This window comes from Myxococcus sp. AB025B (genome assembly GCF_006518215.1).
GTDB classification, from domain to species: Bacteria; Myxococcota; Myxococcia; order Myxococcales; family Myxococcaceae; genus Myxococcus; species Myxococcus fulvus.
The window spans coordinates 1-23,814 of the sequence record NZ_SRLW01000052.1; the positions used below are offsets into that span (position 1 = coordinate 1).

At 70.5% G+C, this 23,814-nt stretch carries 23 protein-coding genes; 13 read left to right on the forward strand and 10 right to left on the reverse strand.

Features of this window, described 5'->3' with window-relative positions:
• The first annotated feature begins 2 nt into the window (after positions 1–2).
• The 6 genes from hemB (at position 3) to FL311_RS11245 (ending at position 6,025) form a co-directional block, all read left to right on the forward strand.
• The gene (gene hemB / locus FL311_RS11220) at positions 3–935 is read left to right on the forward strand and encodes a porphobilinogen synthase (RefSeq protein ID WP_141325037.1); all 933 of its coding nucleotides are present in this window, start codon (positions 3–5) and stop codon (positions 933–935) included.
• Between the two features lie 74 nt (positions 936–1,009).
• On the forward strand, positions 1,010–1,513 hold the full coding sequence (locus FL311_RS11225) for a hypothetical protein (protein ID WP_141325038.1): 504 nt from the start codon (positions 1,010–1,012) through the stop codon (positions 1,511–1,513).
• Between the two features lie 23 nt (positions 1,514–1,536).
• The gene (locus FL311_RS11230; RefSeq protein ID WP_141325065.1) at positions 1,537–2,151 is read left to right on the forward strand and encodes an RDD family protein; all 615 of its coding nucleotides are present in this window, start codon (positions 1,537–1,539) and stop codon (positions 2,149–2,151) included.
• Entirely contained in the window at positions 2,136–4,382 is a 2,247-nt protein-coding gene (locus FL311_RS11235) for an ATP-grasp domain-containing protein (protein ID WP_141325039.1), read from the forward strand. Before FL311_RS11230 ends, FL311_RS11235 begins: the two co-directional genes overlap by 16 nt.
• A gap of 103 nt (positions 4,383–4,485) precedes the next feature.
• On the forward strand, positions 4,486–5,865 hold the full coding sequence (locus FL311_RS11240; protein WP_141325040.1) for a P1 family peptidase: 1,380 nt from the start codon (positions 4,486–4,488) through the stop codon (positions 5,863–5,865).
• 43 nt (positions 5,866–5,908) lie between these two features.
• Entirely contained in the window at positions 5,909–6,025 is a 117-nt protein-coding gene (locus FL311_RS11245) for a hypothetical protein (protein ID WP_046713536.1), read from the forward strand.
• Positions 6,026–6,055: 30 nt separating this feature from the next.
• On the opposite strand, the gene FL311_RS11250 is transcribed toward FL311_RS11245, so the two are convergent.
• On the reverse strand, positions 6,056–6,541 hold the full coding sequence (locus FL311_RS11250) for a hypothetical protein (protein ID WP_223749957.1): 486 nt from the start codon (positions 6,539–6,541) through the stop codon (positions 6,056–6,058).
• Positions 6,542–6,643: 102 nt separating this feature from the next.
• On the opposite strand from FL311_RS11250, the gene FL311_RS11255 reads away from it, so the two are divergent.
• Positions 6,644–7,813 (forward strand): AI-2E family transporter, encoded by a 1,170-nt coding sequence (locus FL311_RS11255; RefSeq protein WP_141325041.1) that lies wholly within the window; start codon positions 6,644–6,646, stop codon positions 7,811–7,813.
• A gap of 61 nt (positions 7,814–7,874) precedes the next feature.
• A complete protein-coding gene (locus FL311_RS45010; RefSeq protein WP_228556814.1) occupies positions 7,875–9,632 on the forward strand; it encodes a hypothetical protein in 1,758 nt (585 codons plus the stop codon).
• Positions 9,633–9,644: 12 nt separating this feature from the next.
• On the opposite strand, the gene FL311_RS11265 is transcribed toward FL311_RS45010, so the two are convergent.
• The 7 genes from FL311_RS11265 to FL311_RS11295 form a co-directional block, all read right to left on the reverse strand.
• A complete protein-coding gene (locus FL311_RS11265) occupies positions 9,645–10,445 on the reverse strand; it encodes a nucleotidyl transferase AbiEii/AbiGii toxin family protein (RefSeq protein ID WP_141325042.1) in 801 nt (266 codons plus the stop codon).
• Positions 10,442–11,638, reverse strand: a complete 1,197-nt coding sequence (locus FL311_RS11270; RefSeq protein ID WP_141325043.1) for a non-canonical purine NTP pyrophosphatase — start codon at positions 11,636–11,638, stop codon at positions 10,442–10,444. The genes FL311_RS11265 and FL311_RS11270 overlap by 4 nt, the downstream gene beginning before the upstream one ends.
• Positions 11,635–12,393: an RNA ligase family protein gene (locus tag FL311_RS11275; RefSeq protein WP_141325044.1), complete on the reverse strand. Its 759-nt coding sequence runs from the start codon at positions 12,391–12,393 to the stop codon at positions 11,635–11,637. The genes FL311_RS11270 and FL311_RS11275 overlap by 4 nt, the downstream gene beginning before the upstream one ends.
• Positions 12,394–12,436: 43 nt before the next feature.
• Positions 12,437–12,766 carry a Carotenogenesis protein CarS gene (locus FL311_RS11280; protein WP_194869163.1) on the reverse strand — a complete coding sequence of 110 codons (330 nt, stop codon included), beginning with the start codon at positions 12,764–12,766 and terminating at the stop codon, positions 12,437–12,439.
• Positions 12,763–13,431: a DUF1109 domain-containing protein gene (locus FL311_RS11285; RefSeq protein ID WP_141325045.1), complete on the reverse strand. Its 669-nt coding sequence runs from the start codon at positions 13,429–13,431 to the stop codon at positions 12,763–12,765. Before FL311_RS11285 ends, FL311_RS11280 begins: the two co-directional genes overlap by 4 nt.
• Complete coding sequence (locus FL311_RS11290; protein ID WP_141325046.1) at positions 13,428–13,973, reverse strand: RNA polymerase sigma factor; 546 nt, start codon at positions 13,971–13,973, stop codon at positions 13,428–13,430. Before FL311_RS11290 ends, FL311_RS11285 begins: the two co-directional genes overlap by 4 nt.
• Before the next feature lie 124 nt (positions 13,974–14,097).
• Entirely contained in the window at positions 14,098–15,294 is a 1,197-nt protein-coding gene (locus tag FL311_RS11295) for a metallophosphoesterase (protein ID WP_141325047.1), read from the reverse strand.
• A gap of 190 nt (positions 15,295–15,484) precedes the next feature.
• On the opposite strand from FL311_RS11295, the gene FL311_RS11300 reads away from it, so the two are divergent.
• The 4 genes from FL311_RS11300 (at position 15,485) to FL311_RS11315 (ending at position 21,774) form a co-directional block, all read left to right on the forward strand.
• Positions 15,485–15,973: an FKBP-type peptidyl-prolyl cis-trans isomerase gene (locus tag FL311_RS11300; RefSeq protein WP_141325048.1), complete on the forward strand. Its 489-nt coding sequence runs from the start codon at positions 15,485–15,487 to the stop codon at positions 15,971–15,973.
• 155 nt (positions 15,974–16,128) lie between these two features.
• Positions 16,129–17,325, forward strand: a complete 1,197-nt coding sequence (locus FL311_RS11305) for a cyclic nucleotide-binding domain-containing protein (protein ID WP_141325049.1) — start codon at positions 16,129–16,131, stop codon at positions 17,323–17,325.
• A gap of 466 nt (positions 17,326–17,791) precedes the next feature.
• The gene (gene fusA, locus FL311_RS11310; RefSeq protein ID WP_141325050.1) at positions 17,792–19,900 is read left to right on the forward strand and encodes an elongation factor G; all 2,109 of its coding nucleotides are present in this window, start codon (positions 17,792–17,794) and stop codon (positions 19,898–19,900) included.
• Between the two features lie 389 nt (positions 19,901–20,289).
• A complete protein-coding gene (locus FL311_RS11315; RefSeq protein WP_141325051.1) occupies positions 20,290–21,774 on the forward strand; it encodes a DEAD/DEAH box helicase in 1,485 nt (494 codons plus the stop codon).
• A gap of 224 nt (positions 21,775–21,998) precedes the next feature.
• Here FL311_RS11315 and FL311_RS11320 read toward each other — a convergent pair whose 3' ends face one another.
• Complete coding sequence (locus FL311_RS11320; RefSeq protein WP_141325052.1) at positions 21,999–22,532, reverse strand: pyridoxamine 5'-phosphate oxidase family protein; 534 nt, start codon at positions 22,530–22,532, stop codon at positions 21,999–22,001.
• Positions 22,529–22,954 carry a PaaI family thioesterase gene (locus FL311_RS11325; RefSeq protein WP_228556815.1) on the reverse strand — a complete coding sequence of 142 codons (426 nt, stop codon included), beginning with the start codon at positions 22,952–22,954 and terminating at the stop codon, positions 22,529–22,531. The genes FL311_RS11320 and FL311_RS11325 overlap by 4 nt, the downstream gene beginning before the upstream one ends.
• Positions 22,955–23,016: 62 nt before the next feature.
• On the opposite strand from FL311_RS11325, the gene FL311_RS11330 reads away from it, so the two are divergent.
• A complete protein-coding gene (locus FL311_RS11330) occupies positions 23,017–23,628 on the forward strand; it encodes a TetR/AcrR family transcriptional regulator (RefSeq protein WP_141325053.1) in 612 nt (203 codons plus the stop codon).
• Positions 23,629–23,814: the final 186 nt, after the last annotated feature.

Sequence of the window (23,814 nt, forward strand, 5' to 3'; positions counted from 1 at the left end):
AGATGTGTGTAAGAGACAGCGAGATGGTGCGCGAGACGCGCCTCGACCCGGGGAACTTCATCTACCCCCTCTTCGTCGTGGAGGGCCGGGACGTGCGCCGTCCCATCGCCTCCATGCCGGGCATCTTCAACCTCTCGCTCGAGCACGCCGTGGCCGAGGCCCGCCTGGCGAAGTCCCTGGGCGTCCCCTCCGTCATCCTTTTCGGCATCCCCGACCACAAGGACGGGCAGGGCACCCAGGGCTACGCGCGCGACGGAATCGTCCAGCGCGCCATTCGTGAAATCAAGGCGGCCGAGCCCGACCTCCAGGTCATCGCGGACGTGTGCCTGTGCGAGTACACGGACCACGGCCACTGCGGGGTGCTGGAGGACGGCCACGTGGTCAACGACGCCACGCTGCCCCTGCTCGCGCAGATGGCCGTCACCTGCGCCCAGGCGGGCGCGGACATCATCGCCCCCTCGGACATGATGGACGGCCGGGTGGGCGCCATCCGCAAGGCGCTGGACGAGGTGCGCCTCATCGACGTCCCCATCATGTCCTACGCGGTGAAGTATGCCTCCGGCTACTACGGTCCCTTCCGCGAGGCCGCCCAGAGCACGCCCAAGTCGGGCGACCGCCGCGGCTACCAGATGGACCCGGGCAACGTGCGCGAGGCGCTCAAGGAGGCCGCGCTGGACGTGGAGGAGGGCGCCGACATGCTGATGGTGAAGCCCGCCCTGGCCTACCTGGACGTCATCCGCGCCGTGCGCGAGCGCTTCGACCTGCCGCTGGCCGCCTACAACGTCTCCGGCGAGTACGCCATGCTCAAGGCCGCCGGCCAGAATGGTTGGATTGACTACGAACGGGTGATGCTGGAGACGCTCACCGGCATCAAGCGCGCGGGCGCCGACCTCATCATCACCTACCACGCGCTGGAAGCCGCGAAGCTCCTGTAGCCAACACCACCAGGGCCCGCGCGCGGGTTGCGCTTGATCCGCCGCGGGCGTTGCGTCCAAATAGCCGACGCACGATGCCCACCAAGAAGAAGCGTCCCAGACGCAAGTCGGAGAAGCCCCCGCCCCAACGTCGGCGCGGTCCGGCGAAGCCGAAGCGCTCCGGCACCCGGCGCGCCCCCGTGATTCGTACCGGGGCTTCGTTGCAGTACAAAGTGGTCGAGCTGTCCACGGTGGACGAGGGAGCGCTGGAGCGCACCCTGAACGAGTGGACGGCGAAGGGCTGGAACCTGGACGGCGTGCAGTTCGCGATGCGCGAGTCCTCCAAGCGGCCGGCCATGGCGTTCATCTTCTTCACCCGGGAGGGCGCGGCGGCGGCGCCGGACGAGGACGCGGCGCGGGCGAAACTCTTGCGCCTGTCCGAGTCGGGTCCGACGTCGGCGGGGAATGCGTGGACGCCGGGCGAGGGTTCCCATCCTCCGTTCCATCCCTTGAGCGCGCATGAGCGGCTGGCGCGGCTGGCGGGGTTGGACGAGCCGGAGCCACCCGAGGAGGGTCTCACGTTGGAGCCCGAGGAGTGAGCGCGACCCCAGAGCGCATCCTGATGGCGGCCAGCCGTGGCGGTGGCCGCGCGTTGCGGCTGGTCGTCGAGGACAGCGAGCCGGGCTCACCGTACCCGAAGGCGTCGCTGTGGCTGCGCCTTGGCGCTCGCGCGGTGGACGTGGCGGTGGCGTGGGGCCTGTATGTCGTGTGCGGTCGCGCGGGCTCCGTCGTCGCGCTGCTGTTCCTCCTGCTCGCGGACGGGATGCTCCAGGGCCAGAGCGTGGGCAAGCGCATCTTCGGCGTGAAGGTGATGCACCTGCCCACGCGCTCGGCGGCGCGACACCGCGACAGCACGCTGCGCAACGCGCCGCTGTCGCTCATCGTCTTGTTGGGGATGATGCCGGAGCCCTTGGGGCCGGTGGCCGCGGTGGCGGGGCTGGTCGTCATCGGCGGCATCGAGGCGTGGCGCGTGGTGAGGGATCCGCTCGGCTGGCGGCTCGGCGACACCTGGGCGCAGACGCAGGTGGTGGACGGGAAGGTTGTGGCGGGCGCAACCGTTGCAGCCCGCGACCCGGTGGCGCATCAGCGCGCGCCGGGCAGACTCATGTCCGCGGCGAAGGTGCGCCGCGGTCGCTCGCTCAAGAAGAGAAGGGGGCTACCGTGCGCATCGCGCTGACCCACAATCTCAGGTTGTCTGATTCGGAAGAGGAAGCGGAGTTCGACACCCAGGAGACGGTCAACACGCTGGCGGCGGCCATCGAGCGGCTGGGCCACCGGCTGGAGCGCTTCGAGGTCAGCGGTCCCGCCTCGCGCACCGTGGCGCGGCTGGAGGCGTACAGCCCCGACCTCATCTTCAACACCGCCGAGGGACGGCGCGGCCGCTTCCGTGAGGCGTTCTATCCCGCGCTCTTCGACGAGCTGGGCTTTCCGTACACGGGCTCGGACGCGTACGCGCTGGCGGTGACGCTGGACAAGCAGCTCACCAAGCTCGTGTTGTCCAAGCAGGGCATCCGCACCCCGGGCTGGCAGTACGTGGAGAAGCTCAGCGAGCTGACGGCGGAGAACCTGCGCTTCCCCGTCATCGTGAAGCCCAACTTCGAGGGCTCCTCCAAGGGCATCACCCAGGACTCCATCGCGGAGACGCTGGACGAGGTGCGCGCCAAGGTGTCCGCCGCGCTGGAGAAGTACCCCGCCGGCGTGCTGGTGGAGGAGTACATCCCGGGGCGTGATCTGACGGTGCCGTTCCTGGCCGCGGTGGACAACGACTACGACGGCGTGCTGACGCCCGTGGAGTACGTGGTGGACCCGGCGGTGACGGCGGGCCGGCGCTACGCCATCTACGACTACGAGCTGAAGACGAAGAAGGAGAGCGCCGTCTCGGTGCTCGCGCCCGCGCGCATCCCGGCGCGCACCGCCGAGGACGTGCGGAAGATGGCGCAGAGGATCTTCCAGGCGCTCGACTGCCGCGACCTGGGCCGCATCGACTTCCGCCTGAGCGACGCGGGCGTGCCGTACTTCCTGGAGATCAACGCGCTGCCCAGCCTGGAGCCGGGCGCGGGCATCTACGCCTCCGCGGAGCTGGACGGCCTGCACCTGGACGGGGTCATCAACTTCATCATCCAGAGCGCCGCCAAGCGCTACAAGATCAAGGACTCCTCCCGGCGCCAGGGCAAGCCCGCGCGCAAGACGGGGCCCTTGCGCGTCGGCTTCACGTACAACGTGAAGCGCGTCAAGCCGAGCGCCCACGGCGAGGCGGTGGAGGACAGCGAGGCCGAGTACGACTCGCCCAACACGCTGCAGGCCATCCGCGAGGCGATTGCTTCCTGGGGCCACGAGGTCATCGACCTGGAGGCCACCGCGGAGCTGCCCACGGTGCTGTCGAGCACGCCGCTGGACATCGTCTTCAACATCGCCGAGGGCTTCAAGGGCCGCAACCGCGAGAGCCAGGTGCCGGCCATGCTGGAGCTGCTGGACATCCCGTACACGGGAAGCGATCCGGCCACGCTCTCGATTGCCTTGGACAAGGCGCTGGCAAAGAAGATCGTCCGTCAGGCGGGCATCCTCACGCCCAACTTCCAGCTGATGGCCACGGGCAAGGAGCGGCTCAACAAGGAGTTCACCACCTTCCCGCTCATCGTGAAGCCGGTGGCGGAGGGCAGCTCCAAGGGCGTCGTCACCAAGAGCGTCTGCCACAGCGAGGCGGAGCTGCGCGAGGTGGTGCGGGAAATCGCCAGCAAGTACCAGCAGCCCGCGCTCATCGAAGAGTACATCGGCGGGCGCGAGTTCACCGTGGGCCTGCTCGGCGAGCGGCGCCCGCGCGTGCTGCCGCCCATGGAGATCGTCTTCCTGGACAAGGGGGAGAAGAACCCCGTGTACAGCTTCCAGCACAAGCTGGATTGGACGGACCGCATCCGCTACGACGCGCCGGCCAAGCTGGAGCCCGCGCTGCTGGAGAAGCTGCGCACGGCCGCGCGCAGCTCGTTCATGGCGCTGGGATGTCGCGACGTCGCGCGCATCGACTTCCGCATGGACGACAAGGGGCGCATCTACTTCATCGAGTGCAACCCGCTGCCCGGCCTCACGCCAGGGTGGAGCGACCTGGTGCTCATCGCGCAGGGCGCGGGCATGGACTACCGCGCGCTCATCGGTGAGATCATGGCCCCCGCCATCCGCCGCTACAAGGAGCGCGCGTCGCGCCGCGCCGCCAGCGAGCACCCGCATCCCGTCGTGCAGCCGGGGCTGCACAAGGGCCCCGCGCTCGACGAGCACGCCGCGCCTGTCGTCACCTCGGCTCCGGTCGCGCCCGGGAGCAGCGCTGCGCCGAATGGCTCGAACACTCCCGTGAATGATGCCAGCACCGCGCCCGCGTCGACGGACGGCGTGCCGCGCATCGAAGCCAAGGCCTGACGCGCGGCCGCGGGGGCCCTCATACGAGGGCCTTTCGAGCGCCTGAAGATATTACGCCCTCGGAGTGGTTGACGGTGGGTGATGGTCCGCTAGTGTGGCCGGCATGGTGCACATCCCCGAGTACATGGGACCGCGGGTTCGCGCCCGCGAGCTGGGACTTCCGTTGGGCCGATTCAAGCCCGGCAAGTACAACGCCATCACCGACGTGGAGGGCGTGCTCGTCGGCCACTGCACGCTCATCCAGGGCGACGGTCCACTGAGGCCGGGGCACGGCCCGGTGCGCACGGGCGTGACGGCCATCATGCCCAACATGGGCAACATCTTCATGGAGCGGATGACGGGAGGCGGCTTCGTGCTCAACGGCGCGGGCGAGGTCTCCGGCATGACGCAGCTCATGGAGTGGGGCCTCATCGAGACGCCCATCCTGCTCACCAACACCATGGCGGTGGGCGCGGTGTCCGACGGCGTGGCCCGCCACCTGGTGGAGCGCTACCCGGGCATCGGCGACGAGCACGACGTCATCATCCCCGTCGTCGGCGAGTGCGATGACTCGTGGCTCAACGACATCTCCGGCCGGCACGTGCGCGAGGAGCACGTCTTCGAGGCCATCCGCAACGCGGCGTCCGGCCCGGTGGCCGAGGGCAACGTGGGCGGCGGCACCGGCATGGTGACGTGCGACTTCAAGGGCGGCATCGGCACGTCCTCCCGCAAGCTCCCGGAGGTCCTGGGGGGCTACACGCTGGGCGTGCTGGTGATGTCCAACTTCGGGAAGATGCACAACCTGCGCGTGGGCGGCCTGCCCGTGGGCGAGGTGCTGGCGGAGAAGTTCAAGGGCGCCCCCAAGCGCGGCACCACCTACGGCTCCATCATCGCGGTGGTGGCCACCGACGCGCCGCTGCTCAGCCATCAGATCAACCGCCTGTGCAAGCGCGTGGGCCTGGGCATCGGCCGGGTGGGCAGCTACGCGGCGCACGGCTCGGGCGAAATCGTGGTGGGCTTCTCCACCGCGAACATCATCCCGCGCCGTACGCAGAAGATGGTCTACAAGCTGAAGCTCCTGCTGGACCAGCGCCTGGACCCCCTCTACGAGGCGGTGATGGAGGCCACCGAGGAGGCCATCCTCAACGCCATGTGCATGGCCACCTCCATGACGGGCGCCAACGGCAACCACTGCCCGGCGCTCCCCCTGGACGAGGTCCGCCGCTTCCTGGACGCGTGCAAGCCCATCTTCGCCTCGGTGAAGAAGCGTCCCCAGCAGAGCAGCGCCCCTGCCTCCCGGGAGAAGCCCGTGGACGAGGACCGGGAGGGGGAGGTCACCGTCTCCACCGCCCGGCCCACCCAGGTCCGGGGGGCGGAGGGCATTCCCTACCCGACGCGCCCCGCTCCCGAGGTGGCCGAGGGGGCGGCCCCCGCCTCGGAACCCGCCTCCGGACCGCCTCCGGAGGGTTCCTCTTCCGGGAGCCCTTCAGGTTCTGATAGTTAAGCGCCTCTTTTCACGTCTCCGTCATGGAGCACAGGAGTCAACGATGGCCCGCAGCAAGAGCAAGCACCGCCGCGTGCAGATGAAGATCAAGCAGGCCTGGAAGAAGCGGGCCAAGAAGAACAAGGCGGAGGCCAAGGCCGCCGCCGAGAAGAAGAAGTAGGCAGGTCCGCCCCGTTGGCGGCCCGTGGCGCTATTCCCGGGTCGCCGAGAACGGGGTGACGAAGCTGCACCGCTGGGGCGGTTCCACGCCCGGGCGCGAGAAGTTCCCCGTGAACGTCCCGTCGAGTCGCGCCGTGCCGCCGTCCCCCTCGGGGGACGTGTAGCGACCGGCGAGGCTCAGCGTGTCCATCCGCCCGCCGTCCTGTCCCGGGCCCGTGCCGGCCATGGAGAAGGAGCCCTCGGCGGAGATGGTCCCCAACAGTCCCACGCCCTCCAGGTTCCCAATGAGTCGGTCCGCCGAGCGGGTGACGTCCAGGGGCCTGTTGCGCGGCAGCTCCACGCCCAGGTTGAGGCACTCGGCGGGCACCCCCGCGTCGCCGAAGGCCATGCGGTAGCGACCCTCCATCGCCGGACAGTCGGTGCACGGCGCGGCGGAGTCTCCGCAGCCCGGGGCGCCGAGTCCCAGGGCAGTGGCCAGTACCGCGAGGCCCGTCAGCGTCAAACGTCCAGTAGTCATGGGTGATGTCCTCATGTGGGGGATGTCGGACTTCCCGGCGGGAAGCGCGATTCCTAGGTTGGAAGCGGGCAGTGGGCTCGTCGGGCGGGGTGGGGTGGGGCGGTGGCTGATTCGCGGCGGTGGTCGAACTACGTGTTCGCGGCGCTGTTTGCGCTGGCGTTGATTCTCTTCTCCAGGATTCTGTTGCCGTTCCTGATGCCGGTGTTGCTGGGCGGCTTCCTGGTCGTCCTGTTCCTGCCGGTGCAGGACTACCTGTGTCAGAAGCTGCGGGGCCGCAAGCCCTTGTGCGCCGGGTTGTCCACCCTCACGGTATTCCTCCTCATCCTCGCGCCGCTGGCCCTCGTCGGGTGGATGGTGGCGCGGGAGGTGTTCCAGTTCGTCGGCCAGGCGCAGGACCTGCTCGAGCGGGTGGACCTGCGTCACCAGTTCGCCTCCAGCCTGCCCCGCGGCCTGAGCCGCTACATCCGGTTCGACCTGGAGAGCGCGCAGACGGAGCGCTCGCTGATGGCGGCGGTGACGGGCGGCGCGGCCCTGCTCAAGGACCTGGTGGGCGCGGGCACGGAGCTGGTCATCAACATGTTCCTGATGACGGTGGCCATGTACTACTTCTTCCTCGACGGTCGCCGGCTGGTCGCGGAGGTGACGCGGCTGATTCCGTTGGACCGTCGCTACTTCGAGGCCTTCTCGCGCGAGTTCACCGACGTGGCGTACGCCATCGTCTACGGCAACACCGTCACGGCGCTCATCCAGGGCGCGGTGGGCTTCGTGGGGTTGCTCATCGCCGGGGTGCCGCACGCGGGGGTGTGGGGCGCGGCCATGGTGCTGGTGGCGCTGGTGCCCGTGGGCGGCACGGCGCTGGTGTGGGGCCCCATCGGCGTGGTGTTCATCGCCATGGGCAAGGTGAGCGAGGGCGTCTTCCTGCTCGCGTGGGGCACCTTCCTGGTGGGGACCATCGACAACGTCATCCGCCCCCGGCTGTGCGGCTCGCGCATGGCGCTGCACCCGCTGCTCGTCTTCCTGTCCATGTTCGGCGGTCTGGCCGTGTTCGGGATGATGGGGCTCCTGGTGGGGCCGCTCATCGCGTCCATCTTCATGGCGATGGTGCGCATCTACCGTCGCGACTTCCTGGGCATCGGTCGCGCCGCCTACGTGGCGGAGTCCACCGGGTCGGCGCGGGAGGCCCCCGACGAGGAAGGGAACGAGCCCGAGTCGGAGGGGCGGCCCGTGTCCGCTCCCTCGGTGGTGGGAGCCCCGGCGCACCTCAACGCCTGAGAGCGGACCGCCGGGCAAGCCTGGACATCGCGTGCGGGCTGGGTGAACCTTCCAGTCCCGAATGATGAACTCCCAACACGCGATGGTCCGCTGGGGCCTGGTGCTCTTCACGGCGGTGACGCTGGCCTCCCCGGGAGCGCTGGCGCAGGTCGTCAAGAAGAAGCGCGCGGTGCCCGCCCAGGTGGTGGCGCCCAAGGCGAAGGCGAAGCCGGCCAAGGCGCGGGAGGCGAAGTCCAGGAAGACGGCGACGCCCAGGGAGGCTCCCAAGCAGCTCGTCGTGTTGACGGTGGAGGGAGATCGCGGCGGGAAGGTCCGGGCACAGCTCGAGTCGGCCCTGCGCCGCGCGAAGCCGGTGAAGGTGGCGTCGCTGAAGCAGTACGCCACCCTCGGCAAGAAGGAAGGCCTGAAGGGCAACACGCTTTTCACCGACGCGCCCCTGGCCCAGGTGGCGCCGAAGATGAAGCTGGACGCGGCCGTCACGGGCACCATGAGCGGCTCGAGCCTGACGGTGCGCGTGCTGGACCCGAGCGGCGCGGTGCTGGGTGAGCAGGACGTGAAGCTGACGCGGGGCAGGCTCGCGCCCGCGGACGTGAAGCTGGCGGTGGCCGCGGTGGGCGAGGCGCTGAGTGGCGCGACGCGTCCCTTCGAGGAGCCCGTCACCCCGTCCGAGCCGCTCGCTCCCGCCGAGCCCGTGACGCCTCCGACGCCCGTCGCCGAGGCGCCCCGGACGCCGACGCCTCCGTCCGAGAAGCCGTTGGAGACGCCGAAGCCGCTGGAGCCCGTGGCGGAGCGTCCCGTGGAGAGCCCGAAGCCGCTGGAGCCCGAGCGCCCGAAGCCCGCTCCGAAGGCGCCCGACATGGTGGCCATCGGCCCCCAGCCGAAGGACGGTCCTCCGCCGATGGACGAGGAGCCCGAGTCGCACACGACGACGGACCCGTTCCTCGAGGTGGAGCTGGACACGGGCTCGGGTGGCACCGTGGGCGAGGAGCCGCCGCGTCCGCCGCTGGCCCGGCTCACGCTGGGCGGCACGACGACGTGGCGGAAGTACTGCACGCGTCCGGGCGTGAAGTCCTGCGGCGAGTTCGACCGCAAGCCCGAGGAGGAGCAGGTGGGCGATCGCGCCGACTACGAGTCCTCCGTGCCGTACCTGGGCATCTCCGCGGAGCTGGAGCTGTTGCCCTTCGCGCGCCGTCCCTCCGCGTTGCGCGGCCTGGGCGCGGTGCTGGGCTACCGGCGCGGGTATGCCTCCACCAACGTGACGCTGTTCAACGACGTGGGCCAGTCCGCCACGCGTGAGGTGGTGGCCACCGACTCGGTGCTCACCGCGCAGGCGATGTACCGCTACTTCTTCGGCTTCGGCTCGTCGCGCCAGCTGCTGGGCTACGCCGGGGTGAAGGCGGGCCTGCTCACGCGCGCGTTCGACGTGGAGGAGGACGCGGACAGTCCGCTGTCCAGCACGCATCGCTTGTACCCGGCGGTGGGCCTGGAGGTCTCCGTGCCGCTGCTTCGTCAGGTGCGGCTGGAGGCCGCGGGGCAGCTCTTCATCAGCCCGAAGCCCGGCCAGGGGTTCGATGACGAGGGCGGCGCGCTGGACCTGGAGGTGAGTGACTACGGTACGTCAGTGTCGACGTTCGGCTGGGAGGCGGAGCTGGGCGTCGCCGGCGAGCTGTGGGGCCCGTTCGGCTACCAGCTGCGCTTCAAGCTGTCGCATTACAAGGATACCTTCAGTGGCCTGGGCGCGCGCATCGGCTGGGACAACGGAGGCGTGGCCGAGGACACGTACTCCAGCATCCACTGGGGACTCACGGCCTCGTACTGACGCCCAGGCAGGTCACGGGCGCGAGGATGGAAGCGCTCGCGCCGCGGCCCACACCGGACGGATGGCGACGGACACCGCCGTCACCACCTCCGAGAGCCGCTCGGGGCGTCCCTCGGCCTCACTGGCCCGATAGCGCGCCCACTTCTCCAGGCTCCACGGACTCTGGCCCAGCTCGCCGGACACCAGCCGCTCCATCACGTCCAGCGAGTCTCCGCGCGAGTCGAACGCGAGCCGCAGCGCCGCGGGCAACAGCGCGGACTCCAGCGGCGCGTGACGCGTGAGCAGGTACACGTCGAACAGGTCCTTGGGGCGGAAGCGTCCCTTGCCTCGCTCGAAGAGGCCGTGGAGCTTCCACGCGAGCAATGTCTCGGGACGACACGCGAGCACGCGCGCGGTGGTGCCGTCGTCCGTCGCGTAGTCCAACCAGGCGGGCGGCGGATTCATCGGGTCGCCGAAGCCGGTGTCGATGCGCAGCAGCTGAGGGGACTCTTCGCCTGGCAGCCAGGTCTCCACGTGGATGCGCACGCCGGGGAATGGTGTCTCCGCCCAGATGACCTCCGAGCGCAGGGCGCCGAAGACGAAGCCATCTCCGACGTCCACGCCCAGCACGTCCACGAACCGGTCCACCGTGTCGCCCTCGTGGAACGGGAAGGCCGCGAGGAAGTCCAGGTCCTCCACCGGGCGCGGGACGGGGCCGCTCCACAGCCGCATCATCAGCCCGCCCCGCAGGATGAGGTGAGGGGCCTGGGACGTGCGCGCGAGCCGACGGAGCGCGGCGGCGCTGGCGCGGAGCGGGAAGGGCAGGGGGCTCATGTCGAGGTCTCCAGCCAGCCCCGGTCCAACGCGTGGTTGGAGTCGTAGACGGTGTACTCGCGCAGCCGCTGCGTCAGCGGCAGACCCAGCCCCGCGAGGTCCTCGAGGAGCGCGTCGAAGCGCGCGTCCGCCTTCACCTTGCCCAGGCCGTGGACGCGGAGCGTGACGAAGCGCTCGGAGGCGCCGTCCTCGCGCACCTTGCGCGCGTTGCGGGACAGGTGGGCACCATGGCTCGCGCAGCGGGCCTGCAGGGCCTCCAGGTCCGCGCCGTGCGCGGGGAGCAGGACCTTCACGTGGAACTCGAAGTAATTGGACGGCTGGGCGAGCGCCGCGGCGTCGTCCTCCGGCATGTCGCGGTTCTTGCCCAGGGCCTCCAGCTTCATTCGCGTCACGTCGAAGCCGTCGCTGGCGAGCGCGCGCGCCATGTCCCTGACCTCCTCCAGCGCATGGCGGAGCGTGCCGTGGTGGTACGAGGCCGTCATGGGTTGGAACGGCTCGGCGCCTCGGCCCAGCTCGATGAAGATGCACTTCACGGAAGCCGCGTCGCAGAACGCGCGGAAGCGCCGCAGGTCCTCCTCCGAGCGGGCGGAGACGGTGAGGTGGGCCTCGTAGGCGCCGCCCGGGGACGCGGGGCGCAGCAGGTCGGCCAGCTCCAGGTAGGGCCGGTGGCGCATGTTGAGGAAGAACTTGTTGCGCTCCATCTCCGCGAGCGTGCGCTGGTAGCCATCCGGCAGCCACGCGTTGTCCCAGCCGAAGCCGCCGCTGCCACGCGGCTCGGTGAGCAGCATGCCCTCGATGGCGTCCTCGAAGATGCGGACGCGGTCCGGATGCCCGTCCTCGCTGAAGGCCACGGCCACGCGCGTGCGCCCACGACGGCCACCGTGCTCGGAGAGGAAGTCCTGCATGCCCCGCTCGAGCAGCTCCTTCTTGAAGCGCGCGCCGGTGAAGCAGGTGCCGTCATCCAGCTCCAGGGCGGTGGTCTCCACGAAGCATGGCGCGCCCAGCACGGCGGAGGCCGCCAGCACCTTGCGCTTCGCGATGCTCGCGAGGTCCAACGGGCCCGGGCCCTGGAGCTCCGCGTCGGAGAGGCCGGGCAGCGCGAGCTTCCTGGGCGAGACGTCGAGTCCCGCCAGCAGTCGGCCGACCTCGTCGGCCTTGAAGCGGTTCCCGGTGACGAAGAGGGCCCGGCTCATGGAAGCACTTCCCGCGCAGAGGGCGCCGACGGGCGCCAGTTCCAGTGGGCGGGTCGCCCGGTGTTCTCGGGCAGGAGGCTCCCGTCCACCTTGTCGCGACGGACATACTTGGTCAGCAGCTCCACCCTGACACCCTTGCCGACCTGTCGCTCCAGGCGCCACACCGCGCCCTCCACGGGGTCCTCCGCCCCATGGAAGCCTCCCGACGCGAGGCGCCCCATGGCGGACTCGATGTCGAGCGGGCCGCCCTCGTGGATGAGCCCTGGCGTGACGAAGCCGCCCGCACCGACTCGGGCGGTGAGCTGCTCCCACGGCAGGCGCTGTCCCTGGTGCATCAGGTCGAACACGACGAACGGCTCGTGCGGCAGCGCGTAGCGGGTGCCATGGGCGAGCGCGAGCCACTCGCCGACCATCCACTCGCCGGGTTGGAGCACGGCCCTGAAGCGCTCGGCGTGGAGGCAGACCCAGTCCGCCCACATCCTACGGGCCTCGTTGGGGGAGCTCGCCGCGAGGCGCCCCTCGCGACCGAGCGCGACGACTTCATCCCCGAGCCTCGCGGCGGCGACACACGAGCCGTCCAGCTTCTCCAGGACGATGACGCGGTCCTTCTCGTCGCGAAGTCGCTCGGTGCAGACGCGGGCCAGCGCGGTGCTCAGGTGGTGGTCGGCGGGACCCGTGCGCGAGCCGGGCAGGTGGGGAATCGAGCCGTAGGCCTTGCGACCCAGCGGGCGGAGTGGAGCGTCGGGCGGTGTCACCACCCCGGAATCATGCCCTGCTCCGGTGCGCCGTGTCGGGCGCTCACTGCACGCGCCACACGGTGGGCCGAGGCCGCTCGGCCTTCTTCTCGCGAGGCGGGCGCGGCAGGGGCGCGGAGGCCCACTCCGGGACGAGCTCGTCCATGAAGAACAGGTCCTCGCCCAGGCCGTCGACGCGCACCTGGATGAGCGGGTCCGCGGGGTACTGGGCCACGGGGTCGTCGTACACGAGCGCCACGACGATGCCGGTGTGGCCCACGAAGCCGGCGCTGATGGTGCCGTCGGACGAGTGGGCGACGACCTTCACGCGCTCGCCAATCCTCACCGGCGCGCCGTCCACGTTCGTGCTCACGATGAGGGAGGGGTCGTTCATGGGGCGTAGGAGCGGGGCTTGAGGGTGCGTGAAACGACGAGGGCCACCACACAGATGAGCCCCCAGGCGAACAGGTGGTAGCCCGCGACGTGGCGCCAGTCCTGCTCGCAGGCCAGCTCGCCGACGAAGGCGCCCGTCGTGCCGACGGACAACCCCGCGCACAGGGCGCGCAGCGGCTGGAACGCGGCCCCACGCAACACCACCACGGCCATCACCAGGGGGATGATGCCCACGGCCAGGTGGCTCGCGGTGCACACCCAGCCGGGCAGGGACGGAGGCGTCGTCGGAGAGCCGCGCGCGAGCACCAGCGTCGCCGCGCAGGCCATGGCCAGTCCCACGGCGGCCCGACGCAAATCCCGTCCGCGCGGAGACAGCGCGCCCCAGGCACACACGCCGCTCGTCACGAGCAACAGGAGCAACAGTGGCGCCCGCGTCCACAGGGCCGCCGCGCTGACCGCGCCCACCGCCAGCATCACCCCGGCGGCCAGCAGCGCGATGCCTCCCGAGGACGCCATCATCCACGTGGCCAGGGTGCGCCAGCTCCGCACGGGCTTGCGCAGCGCCAGCTCGCTCCGGGCGCTCGCGAGGGCGCGCTCCAGCGCCGCGGTGTCCGGCGGGCGGGGCTCCTCCTGGAGCAGGGCGTCGATGTCCATGGGCGTCTTCATCGCGCCTCTCCCAGCCCTCCGAGCAGCTCCCGGAGCTTCTCGTATCCCCGATGCGCCCGCAGCCGCGCGGCGCCGGCGCTGATGCCTCGGAGCGCGGCAATCTCCTCGAACGACCAGCCCTCCACCTTGCTCAGCACCACCGCCTCACGGTGGTCGGGAGGAAGCTGTTGTAACGCGTCCAGCAGGTGCCGGCGCAGCGCCGGGTCCCCGGAGGGTGGGGGCGCGGATGTAGGAGCGCCTGTGCCCTCTCCGGAGGAGTAGGCGTCCACGTGCTGACGGTGGCGCAGTGCATCGCGCGCGGCGTTGGCGGCGATGGTCATCAGCCAGGGGGAGAAGCGGGTGCCGCGCTCATAGCGGCCGCGGGCCCGGACGACGGACAGGAAGGTGGTCTGCAAGAGGTCCTCGGCGAGCGAGCCGTCGCGCACCATCCGCGTCAGGAAGCCCTGCACCCGCCCCGAGTGACGGGCGAAGAGGGCCTCGAAGGCGTCTTGTGCACCAGCGCAGAACCGTTCCATGAGCTCTTCGTCCGAGGGACTCCCCATCACCCGGCTCATGGACGGCCCACCCTGAAATGTGTTTCCGGAGTCCCCCAGGCCCCTCGGAGAGTCTGTGTCGGGCATCCGATCCAGGGATGCCCGACGAGGCGGCGCGCCAGCCCGCCAGGGCCTACCCGGGCATCAGCACCAGGCGGGCGATCTCGGGCGGGGCGCCCACGCGCATCGGCGGGCCCACGAAGCCGCAGCCTCGGCTGACGTAGATCTGCGAGTCGCCCGTGCGGCTGAGCCCCGCGTTGCGCTCCCGCCAGATGAGGTCTCCCACCACGTTGCCCGGGAACATCTGGCCGCCGTGGGTGTGGCCGGAGACCTGGAGCCCCACGCCGCGCCGGGCGACCTCGTCGAAGTTGGAGGGCTGGTGCGCCAGCAGCACCGAGGCCTGGTCCGGGCTCACCTCGCGCAGCGCCGCGTCCAGGTCGTATCCGGGCAGACCCATCCGGTCCGCGCTCCAGTCGTCCACGCCCGCGAGCATGAACGATGCGCTCGCGTCGCCGATGGACACGGCGCGATTGCGCAACACGTTGATGCCCAGACGCTCCAGGTAGGCGACCCATGACGATGCGCCCGAATAGTAGTCATGGTTTCCGGTGACGAAGTACACCCCATGTCGCGCGCGCAGGGCGCCAAAGCCGGCCACGTAGGCCCCCAGGTCCGCCACGGTGCCGTCGACCAGGTCCCCGGTGATGGCGATGACGTCCGGCTTCAGCGCGTTGGTGCGCGCCACCAGCTCGTCCACGAAGTGGCGCTGGAGCACGTCCCCCACGTGGATGTCGGTGAGCTGCACCAGCGTGAAGCCGTCCAGCGCCCGAGGCAGCCGGGGCAGGCGCACCGGGGTGTCGCGCACATCGGGCGGATGGAAGGCCCGCCAGGCGCCGAACGAGGTCGTCGCCACGCCCGCCAGGCCCGCGCCCAAGGCCAGGCCACCGGTGATGATGGCGCGGCGCTCGGGAGACGGCGGACCCGAGGAGGGCTGCTCGGCGGGCGGTGCGGCACGGCGCGCGAGCCCGCGCCTGCCACGCTCGAGCAGCTCCGCCCCCAGCGTGAAGAAGAGCAGGTACATCACCAGCCCCATCCACGCGAGCAGGCCGATGCCCACCGCGCGCGTCAGGTCCGAGGGGAACAGGCTCCCCAGGAAGCGGAAGCCCACCGCGCCGAGGAAGCCGAGCGAGAAGATCACCTGCGCGGCGCGCCGCGGCGCCTGGCTTGGGATGAGGTCCCTCACCAGCCGGCGGTAGAGGTAGACATGGGCGCTCGCCATCAGCGCGAGCACGGGGCCGAAGAACAAGAGGAGGCTGAGCCAGCGGGGCATCGCGCTCCTGAATAGCGGAAGCCCTCGGCCCGTGCCCGTGCATTTCGCCAGCGGTCTCTCCAGCGGCTCCAGACGCCCCTGGCGGCAGGCAGGCGGTCGCACTTCCGCTTTCGCGAACGGACGCATCGGGGCAGGCTTGGGGCCATTCATCGCGGGCCTCACGGCCCGCGCTCCTTTCCGAGGACCTCCAATGCTTCGTCGCTTCGTGCTGCTCTGTGTCCTGGTGCTCCCGCTGGTGGGGTGTGGAGATGACCCCAAGGAGCCCACGCAGGTGGGCAACCCGGACGATGGTGATCCGACGAAGGTGACGTACGCGGCGAGCCTGAACGTGGACCTGGCGGCGATGACGCGCCTGGACAGCGGCCTCTTCCTCCTGGACCAGGAGGTGGGCACGGGCCCCGAGGCCGTCGCGGGCAGGCGCGTCCAGGTGCACTACACGGGCTGGTTTCCGGACGGCACACGCTTCACGACCTCCGAGGGCGGGCCCGCGCTGGCCTTCGACCTGGGGGCGGGGTACGTCATCAAGGGGTGGGATCAGGGCATCGTGGGCATGCGCGTGGGGGGCAAGCGCCGCCTCATCCTCCCGTCTGACCTGGCCTACGGCGCGGAGGGCAACCCGCCGAGGATTCCCCCCTACGCGGTGCTCATCTTCGACACGGAGCTCGTCTCGGTCCGCTGAAGGCCGCGCCTCGTCCTCGCGTCCACTTGACGGGCGCCCCGGAGGCTCCTCGGTGAAACAAGGGGTGATATAGCCACCCCACGTCTGCCGGGGAGTCGGGTCGTCCGAGGAGGAGTCCCGACTTGGGGGTTTCATCCTCCGGCGAGGGGGACGCAATGTCGGGTTCCGAGTCGGAAGTGGTCGAGGGGCATGGGGAGAAGGCCGGGGCGGAGGGAACGCTCCAGGCGCTGCAGGCCCTGATGGGGCTGGAGTCCGCCGCGACGGCCGCCCGGCTCTATGAAGAGCTGAGCGCGGCCCAGCGCGAGCGGCTGCTGCGGGACGCGGCGCTGGCCCCCGCGCGAGAGCGCCAGCAGTTGTCGGAGGTCCTGTCGTGGGCGCGTGACTTCGCGGGCGCCGCGCGGCTGTTGCAGGGCTGTGGCGAGGAGTCGCGGATGGCGGCGCTCTACGTCCAGGGTGGCCAGTACGTGGACGCGGCGGAGGCGTTCCTGCGCGCGGGCGAGCCGGAGCGCGCGGCCGCGGCCTTCGAGCGGGGTGGCGCGCTGGAGCGGGCCCTGGAGGTGTATCGGGGACTCGGCTCGCGCGAGCAGGTGGCGCACTGCCTGGTCCGCCTGGGCCGTCCGCACGAGGGCGCGCTCCTGTACCGCGAGCTGGGCCAGCCCCACGCGGAGGTGGAGGCGCTGGGATGCGTGCCCGCGGGGGACGCGCGCCACATCGAGTCGGTGCTGCGCATGTGCATGCTGCTGGACGCGGAGGGCTTCACGCGTCGGGCGCTGGCGCTGCTCGCGGACACGCTGCGCGCGTCGGAGACGGCGCGTGGAGACCCGGCGCTGGCCGCGGAGAAGGCGCGGCTGCTGCGCCGCATGGGCATGGACGCGGAGGCGGAGGCCGTCATCGCCCGGCTCCCCGCGCAGAGCTCGTCGCCGGAGGCCAACGGGTACAACTACCTCAAGGCCATCCCCATCTTCGGCGAGCTGTCGCTGGAGGACATGAAGGACCTCTACCGCGTGGCGCGTCAGGTCCTCATCCCGGCGGGCGCCGTCATGCTGGAGAAGGGCGCGGCGGGCGTGGGCCTCTTCGTGCTGCTGGAGGGCACCGTGGATGTCTACACCGGCACGGAGGACGACGCGCGCCGGCTCAACACGCTGGGGCCGGGGGCCTACCTGGGAGAGATCTCCCTGGTCCAGGACGCGCCCGTGTCGGCGCGGGTGAAGGCGCGCACGTCGGTGCGCGCGCTGCGCATCACCCGGGCGGGCTTCCAGCACTACCTGGACACGCACGAGGGCGCCGCGCTGCGCATCTTCCGGCTGTTCACGCAGAACCTCGCCGCCCGCGTGCGGGCCCTCAGCACCTGACGGCGCCGGCTCGCGATGCCTTGCGCCCTGGGACGTTGCGCGTGCCCGCCTGGACGCGCGTGGCCCGGGGGCGAATTGACAATCACAGTCGTCTGCTTTATCTCAATCCCATCATGAGGCCCGTCTCCTTCACAGCCCTGCTGATGCGCGTCCCCGCGCCGGCGGCGGACGTGTGCCTTGCCCCCCGTCACGAGGTTCTGCTCGACATTTGAGCAGGCGGGCCGGAGTCCTTCCGGCGCGCGGGTTTGCTGGTTCCCGTGTGTCGTGAAGTCCGGTTCCGCCCTGGCTCGATGAGGGCCGTCGTGTGCCTTCGTTCCATGCGTCCCTGAGCGGGCTCTCACGCCCCTCCGGCGCGTCGCGCGTGGACGAGCACCTCGACGGCGCCTCGTCCGTCGTCCCTCACCAACCGGCTCCTCACTTCATCACCCCCGCGGGCCTCGCTGCCCGACGGGAACGGGAGTCCTTCATGCCTCGCAGCACTCGCATCGAGCGGTATCGCAACATCGGCATCATGGCGCACATCGACGCGGGCAAGACGACGCTCACCGAGCGCGTCCTGTTCTTCACCGGTCGCATCCACTCCACGGGCGAGGTGCACGACGGCTCCACGGAGATGGACTGGCTGCCGCAGGAGAAGCAGCGCGGCATCACCATCACCTCCGCGGCCACCACCGCGTTCTGGTCTCCTCGCACGGGGCCCTCGGCGGGTTTGCCCCACCGCATCAACATCCTGGACACGCCGGGACACGTGGACTTCACCATCGAGGTGGAGCGCTCCCTGCGCGTGCTGGATGGCGCGGTGGCCGTGTTCGACGCGAGCCAGGGCGTGGAGCCCCAGTCCGAGGCCGTGTGGCGTCAGGCGGACCGCTACGGCGTCCCGCGCATCGCGTTCATCAACAAGATGGACAAGGTGGGCGCGGACTTCGTCATGAGCCTGGAGTCCATCCGGGAGCGGCTGGGCGCTCGCCCGGTGGCGGTGCAGTGGCCGCTCATGGGCGCGGGCTCGGAGTTCCAGGGGCTGGTGGACCTGGTCCGGATGAAGACGGTCCTCTTCGACGGCGACGGCGGTGAGTACCGCGACGGCCTCCCCATTCCCGAGGAGGCGCGCGCGGAGGCGGAGCGCTGGCGGCTGCGGCTCATCGAGGCCGCGGCGGAAGTGGACGACGCGGTGATGGAGAAGTTCGTGGACGGACGGCTGGAGGAGATTGGCGAGGCGGAGCTTGTGCGTGCGTTGCGCGCGGGGACGCTGTCGCGCGTGCTGGTGCCGGTGCTCGCCGGCGCGGCGTTCAAGAAGAAGGGAGTGCAGAGGCTGCTGGACGCCGTCGTCGACTACCTGCCCGCGCCGTCGGACCTGCCGGCGGTGGAGGGCTCCGTGTACGGCACGGAGCAGCGGACCACGCGTGAGCCCGCGGACGACAGCCCTCCGGCCGCGCTGGCGTTCAAGATGATGAGTGACAAGAACGTGGGGAACATCGTCTTCCTGCGCGTGTACTCGGGCACGCTGCGCGCGGGCACCGTCCTGCTCAACTCCGCCACCGGCAAGCGGGAGCGGGTGGGCCGACTGATGTTCATGCACGCCAATCGCCGGGAGGAGGTGGAGGAGGTCCATGCTGGAGACATCGCCGCGGCGCTCGGCCTGAAGGGCGTGCGCACCGGAGACACGCTGAGCGACGTGGAGGCCCCCGTGGTGCTCGAGTCGCTCGGCTTCCCGGAGCCGGTGGTGCACCTGGCCGTGGAGGCGAAGTCACCGGCGGAGCTGCCGAAGCTGGAGGAGGGCCTGCATCGTCTGGCGGCGGAGGATCCGTCGCTGCGCGTGGGCGTGGACCCGGAGAGTGGCCAGGTGCTGCTGTCCGGAATGGGTGAGCTTCACCTGGAGGTCGTCGTGGACCGCTTGAGGACGGAGTACGGCGTGGAGGCGCGCGTGGGACAGCCCAAGGTGGCCTACCGCGACACGCTCCAGCGCGCGGTGCGCCAGGAGTACCGCCACGTCCGTCAATCGGGCGGGCCGGGTCAGTATGCGTACGTGGTGCTGGACGTGGCCCCGGCGGCGCGAGGCGCGGGGCTCGTGTTCGTGGACGACACGAAGGGTGGCTCCATCCCGAGGGAGCTGGTGCCGGCCATCCAGAAGGGCGTGGCGGGGGCCATGGAGAAGGGCGTGCGCGACGGCGTGGCGCTCGTGGACGTGGAGGTCCGGCTGGTGGATGGAGACACGCACGTGCGCGACTCCACACCCCAGGCGTTCTCCACGGCCGGCTCCCTGGCGCTGCAGGAGGCGGTGCGGGCCGCTGGCGTGCGGGTGCTCGAGCCCGTGATGGCGGTGGAGGTGACGACGCCCGAGGCGTACCTGGGCGACGTGCTGGGTGACCTCGCCGCGCGGCGGGGCAGGGTGTTGGGGATGGAGGAGCGGGGCAACGCGCGAGTCGTCTCGGCGCGCGTCCCCATGGCCAGCCTCTTCGGCTACGTGACGAGCCTGCGTGGCCGGACGCAAGGCAGGGCCCAGGCGAGCATGCGCCTGGGTGAGTACGAGCCGCTGCCGGACGCGCTCCAGCCGTCCCAGGCCGTGACTCACGCATGAGGCAAGAGGCCCCGGGGCTCGTATCGGCCCGGGGTCTCTTTGTTTCGAGCGCGAGCGATTTCGCTTGCTTGTACGTGGGTACAAGCCGCGAGCCTCCTCGTCAGACAGGAGACCAGGCGGGCGTCCTGGCGCCCCCGAGGGGAGTGGCGCAAAACGTACACCCCGCCGTTGATTCCGCGGGACTTTGGCCCGGGGAGCGGGCAGGGTCTCGCGCCAAGACGTCGGAATGGGTGGCTCAGCCTCCCTGTTCCCCGACGTTCCCCGAGTGGTCCGGACCCAGTGAGGTCCGGCCGCGCACCGCCAGGCGCCTCCGGCATGGGTCGGAAGAGCGCGCTGCGCGGGCTTGCTCACCACCGCAAGGCGGTGAGCTCACTGTTTCCCAGGAAGACATGACTTTCGACGAACTGCAGCTTCACGACACCCTCCTGCGCGCGGTCAAGGCGGAGGGCTACACCACCCCCACGCCCATCCAGGCGAAGGCGATTCCCCACGCGTTGCTGGGCAAGGACGTCCTCGGCGTGGCGCAGACGGGCACGGGGAAGACGGCGGCGTTCGCGCTGCCCATCCTCCAGCGGCTGTCCGCGAAGGCGCCCGCGGGCGGGCACCGACCGATTCGGTGCCTGGTGCTCACCCCGACGCGCGAGCTCGCCGGTCAGGTGGGCGAGAGCTTCATGACGTACGGCAAGAACCTGCCGCTCAAGCACGCGGTCATCTTCGGCGGCGTGGGGCAGGCGGCGCAGGTGCAGTCGCTCCAGCGCGGCCTGGACGTGCTGGTGGCGACGCCGGGCCGTCTGTTGGACCTGATGGACCAGGGCTACGTGTCCCTGCGCTCGCTCGAGGTGTTCGTGCTCGACGAGGCGGACCGCATGCTGGACATGGGGTTCATCCACGACGTGCGCAAGGTCATCAAGGCGCTGCCGGCGAAGCGTCAGACGCTGTTCTTCAGCGCGACGATGCCGCCTGAGATCGTGGACCTGTCGCGCAACCTGCTGACGGACCCCGTGCGCGTGGAGGTGACGCCTGTCTCCAGCACCGCGGAGACGGTGGCGCAGCAGGTGTACTTCGTGGAGCGCGAGCAGAAGCGCGGCCTGCTGACGCACCTGCTGAAGGACGGCAGGATTTCGCGGGCGCTGGTCTTCACGCGCACCAAGCACGGCGCGAACCGCGTGGCCAAGCAGCTCGAGGGCTCGGGTGTGACGGCCGCGGCGATTCACGGCAACAAGAGCCAGAACGCGCGTGAGCGCGCGCTGGACGAGTTCCGCTCCGGGACGTTGCGCGTGCTGGTGGCCACGGACATCGCGGCGCGCGGCATCGACATCGACGGGCTGAGCTTCGTCATCAACTACGACCTGCCCAACGTGCCGGAGCAGTACGTGCACCGCATCGGCCGCACGGGCCGGGCGGGTGCGACGGGCACGGCGGTGTCCTTCTGCGACGGTGAGGAGCGCGCGTACCTGCGCGACATCGAGCGGACCATCCGGCGCAGCGTGCCGGTGGTGGAGGACCATCCGTACCGCTCGGGCATGGCGCCGCCGCGTCCCGGGGCCTCGGCCACGGTGGAGGCGCCGGTGTCGCGCGGTCCGAATCCTGGCGCCCAGGCGCGAGGCGGGCAGGGCGGTGGTGGTGGCCGGGGGGGCAACGCGCCCGGTGGTGCCTCGCGTCGTCGGCGCGGTGGCCGGGGTGGTGGCGGTGGCCAGGGTCGGTCCGAGGGCGGCAATCGCTCGGCGCGTCCGGGTGGCCCGGGTCCGAACCGTGGCAATGCGCAGGCGCCGCGTGGACCGGGGGGCTCCTCGCCCAGGCCCGCGGCCTCCGCGGGGCCGTCGAAGCCCGCTGACGCGCCTCCCGCGCGTCGCGAAGCGCCGAAGTGGCTGTGAGGTAGTGGCTCCGTGGCATCCGTGACTCCTTCCTGAGGGGCGACGGGTGCCGCGTGGAAGGTCGCCTCCCGCGTCATCGCGCTGGAGGCGCCTCCTCGTGCAGCGGTGCGAGCGCTCGGGGCTCTATCGTCTTCGGGCCTCGACGTTGAGCCTGGGTGCGGCACGGACTCACGCATGAGTCCGCGCGCATGGCTCGGCGGTTGTCGGGTTTGGGCCGGACCTGCCTACTCGAGGTGGGCCGTCATCGCGCCGAGGTGAACGGGCTCGATTCGTTCGACCGCGAAGTCGCGGACGAACTCGAGTCGGCCCCACAGCAGGTCGTGCCCCTTCGTCCATCGGACCGCGCTCACCCGTCTCGCGAAGCGCTGTTGCTCCTCTTTCGTGGCGCGACGGGGCGGCCCGAGGACGCGGCTGACGAGGCGCACGGCGGGTGCCCGCGCGAAGTGTCCCCTGAACAGCGAGCGGAGCCAGAACCCCCTGCCGCTGTCCACGGCCGGGATGCTCAGTCGCGCATCGCGCGCGAGGTTCATCGAGAGCCGTCGGGTGAAGACTTCGAAGAAGACGCCACGTCCAGGCTCACCCAGGAGCACGGAGCCGATGGGCGTGACATGGGGTGCTCCATTCTCGTCGACGGTGGCGATGGAGAAGTGGAGCGAGCTGGCGAAGGCCCGCGAGAACAGCTGACGCGTCCGCGTCCACTGCTCCCTGATATCCCGGGGCAGGGTGGTGCCGAGGTCAGTGGGTGCCAGGGCGCTCATGACTCCTTGCTGCTCCCCATCACGACGATGGTGCCCTGCGCCACGGCGACCAGCGTCTCCCCCTGGTCGTCCACCGCGAAGATCTCGCACTGGCACACCGACTGTCGTCGTCCCGTGTGCACCGCGCGTGCCCGGGCGACGAGCTGATGGCCGAGCGCCGGCCGCACGTAGTTGATCTTGAACTCCGACGTGATGATCGGCACGTCGAGCATCGCGGTGCCCCCGGCGAACGTGAGCGCGTTGTCGGCCAGGTAGCTCAGGACGCCGCCGTGCGCGAAGCCATACTGCTGGCGCAGCTCCGGGCGCATGGGCAGTTCGAGCTCCACCTCGCCCTTCGTCAACCGCGTCAGCCGGGTGCCCAACAGGTTGCTGAAGCCCTGCTTGGCGAGGAGCTGCTGCCCAATCTCCATGAGTGAGTCCACGGTGCCCTCCCGGGCTGACTAGAATATCGTTCTAGAATGACGTTCTAATGTAGGGTGCGGCCATGCGCAACCCGGGTCACCGGAGAGAAGAGGTCCTCAAGGCGGCGCTCGAGTGCTTCCTGGAGCGAGGCGTCGAGGGCACGACGATGGCGGCCATCCGAGAGCGCTCCGGGGCCAGCACGGGGAGCATCTACCACCTGTTCGAGAGCAAGGAGGCCATCGCGGCCGCCCTCTACCTGGAGGTGCTCGGCGAGTACCAGACGGGCCTCTTGAAGGAGCTGGAGCAGCATCCCGGCGCGCGCGAGGGCATCGAGGTGCTGGTGCGCCACCACCTGGACTGGTCCCTGTCGCGTCCCGACGCCGCCCGCTTCCTGGTGGAGGCTCGAAGTGGAGCCGCCGTCACCGCGGCGGAGACGCGCATCCGCGAGCAGAACAAGGGCTTCTTCCGTCAGCTCAAGGACTGGTGGCAGGGCCACGTCCGCGACGGCACGTTCGACGAGATGCCCTTCGAGCTCTTCCTCGCCATCCTCCGGGGACCGGCGCAGGAGATGCTCCGGGAGTGGCTCGCGGGCAGGACGAAGACCGACCCGCGCACCGCGATACCCGTCCTGGCCCGTGCGGCCTGGCAGTCCGTCGAAAAGAGCCCCACGAGCGCGAAGGCTCTTCGTAAGTAGAAGTCTGTCCGACAGGGGATTGACCCATCCTGATGTGTATGCCTGCTTTGAGAACGCGTCAGTGGAGGGCCGTCTCGTGGATGCGACCTGGGTGTGAATTACCAGGGGCGATGTCTACCCGGATGGGCCGGTATTTACATTGGCTGGCATGTTTGTGATGATTGATGGACATGCATGCGTGGGGGG

What these genes read in the sequence shown, in the direction of transcription:
- FL311_RS11240 (WP_141325040.1), top strand. Translation starts at nt 4,486, where the DNA reads ATGGTGCACATCCCCGAGTACATGGGACCGCGGGTTCGCGCCCGCGAG.
- FL311_RS11245 (WP_046713536.1), top strand. Translation starts at nt 5,909, where the DNA reads ATGGCCCGCAGCAAGAGCAAGCACCGCCGCGTGCAGATGAAGATCAAG.
- FL311_RS11300 (WP_141325048.1), top strand. Translation starts at nt 15,485, where the DNA reads ATGCTTCGTCGCTTCGTGCTGCTCTGTGTCCTGGTGCTCCCGCTGGTG.
- FL311_RS11270 (WP_141325043.1), bottom strand. Translation starts at nt 11,638, where the DNA reads ATGAGCCGGGCCCTCTTCGTCACCGGGAACCGCTTCAAGGCCGACGAG.
- FL311_RS11320 (WP_141325052.1), bottom strand. Translation starts at nt 22,532, where the DNA reads ATGAGCGCCCTGGCACCCACTGACCTCGGCACCACCCTGCCCCGGGAT.
- FL311_RS11225 (WP_141325038.1), top strand. Translation starts at nt 1,010, where the DNA reads ATGCCCACCAAGAAGAAGCGTCCCAGACGCAAGTCGGAGAAGCCCCCG.
- hemB (WP_141325037.1), top strand. Translation starts at nt 3, where the DNA reads ATGTGTGTAAGAGACAGCGAGATGGTGCGCGAGACGCGCCTCGACCCG.
- FL311_RS11330 (WP_141325053.1), top strand. Translation starts at nt 23,017, where the DNA reads ATGCGCAACCCGGGTCACCGGAGAGAAGAGGTCCTCAAGGCGGCGCTC.
- FL311_RS11305 (WP_141325049.1), top strand. Translation starts at nt 16,129, where the DNA reads ATGTCGGGTTCCGAGTCGGAAGTGGTCGAGGGGCATGGGGAGAAGGCC.
- FL311_RS11265 (WP_141325042.1), bottom strand. Translation starts at nt 10,445, where the DNA reads ATGAGCCCCCTGCCCTTCCCGCTCCGCGCCAGCGCCGCCGCGCTCCGT.
- FL311_RS11290 (WP_141325046.1), bottom strand. Translation starts at nt 13,973, where the DNA reads ATGGGGAGTCCCTCGGACGAAGAGCTCATGGAACGGTTCTGCGCTGGT.
- FL311_RS45010 (WP_228556814.1), top strand. Translation starts at nt 7,875, where the DNA reads ATGATGAACTCCCAACACGCGATGGTCCGCTGGGGCCTGGTGCTCTTC.
- FL311_RS11295 (WP_141325047.1), bottom strand. Translation starts at nt 15,294, where the DNA reads ATGCCCCGCTGGCTCAGCCTCCTCTTGTTCTTCGGCCCCGTGCTCGCG.
- FL311_RS11230 (WP_141325065.1), top strand. Translation starts at nt 1,537, where the DNA reads ATGGCGGCCAGCCGTGGCGGTGGCCGCGCGTTGCGGCTGGTCGTCGAG.
- fusA (WP_141325050.1), top strand. Translation starts at nt 17,792, where the DNA reads ATGCCTCGCAGCACTCGCATCGAGCGGTATCGCAACATCGGCATCATG.
- FL311_RS11285 (WP_141325045.1), bottom strand. Translation starts at nt 13,431, where the DNA reads ATGAAGACGCCCATGGACATCGACGCCCTGCTCCAGGAGGAGCCCCGC.
- FL311_RS11250 (WP_223749957.1), bottom strand. Translation starts at nt 6,541, where the DNA reads ATGACTACTGGACGTTTGACGCTGACGGGCCTCGCGGTACTGGCCACT.
- FL311_RS11280 (WP_194869163.1), bottom strand. Translation starts at nt 12,766, where the DNA reads ATGAACGACCCCTCCCTCATCGTGAGCACGAACGTGGACGGCGCGCCG.
- FL311_RS11315 (WP_141325051.1), top strand. Translation starts at nt 20,290, where the DNA reads ATGACTTTCGACGAACTGCAGCTTCACGACACCCTCCTGCGCGCGGTC.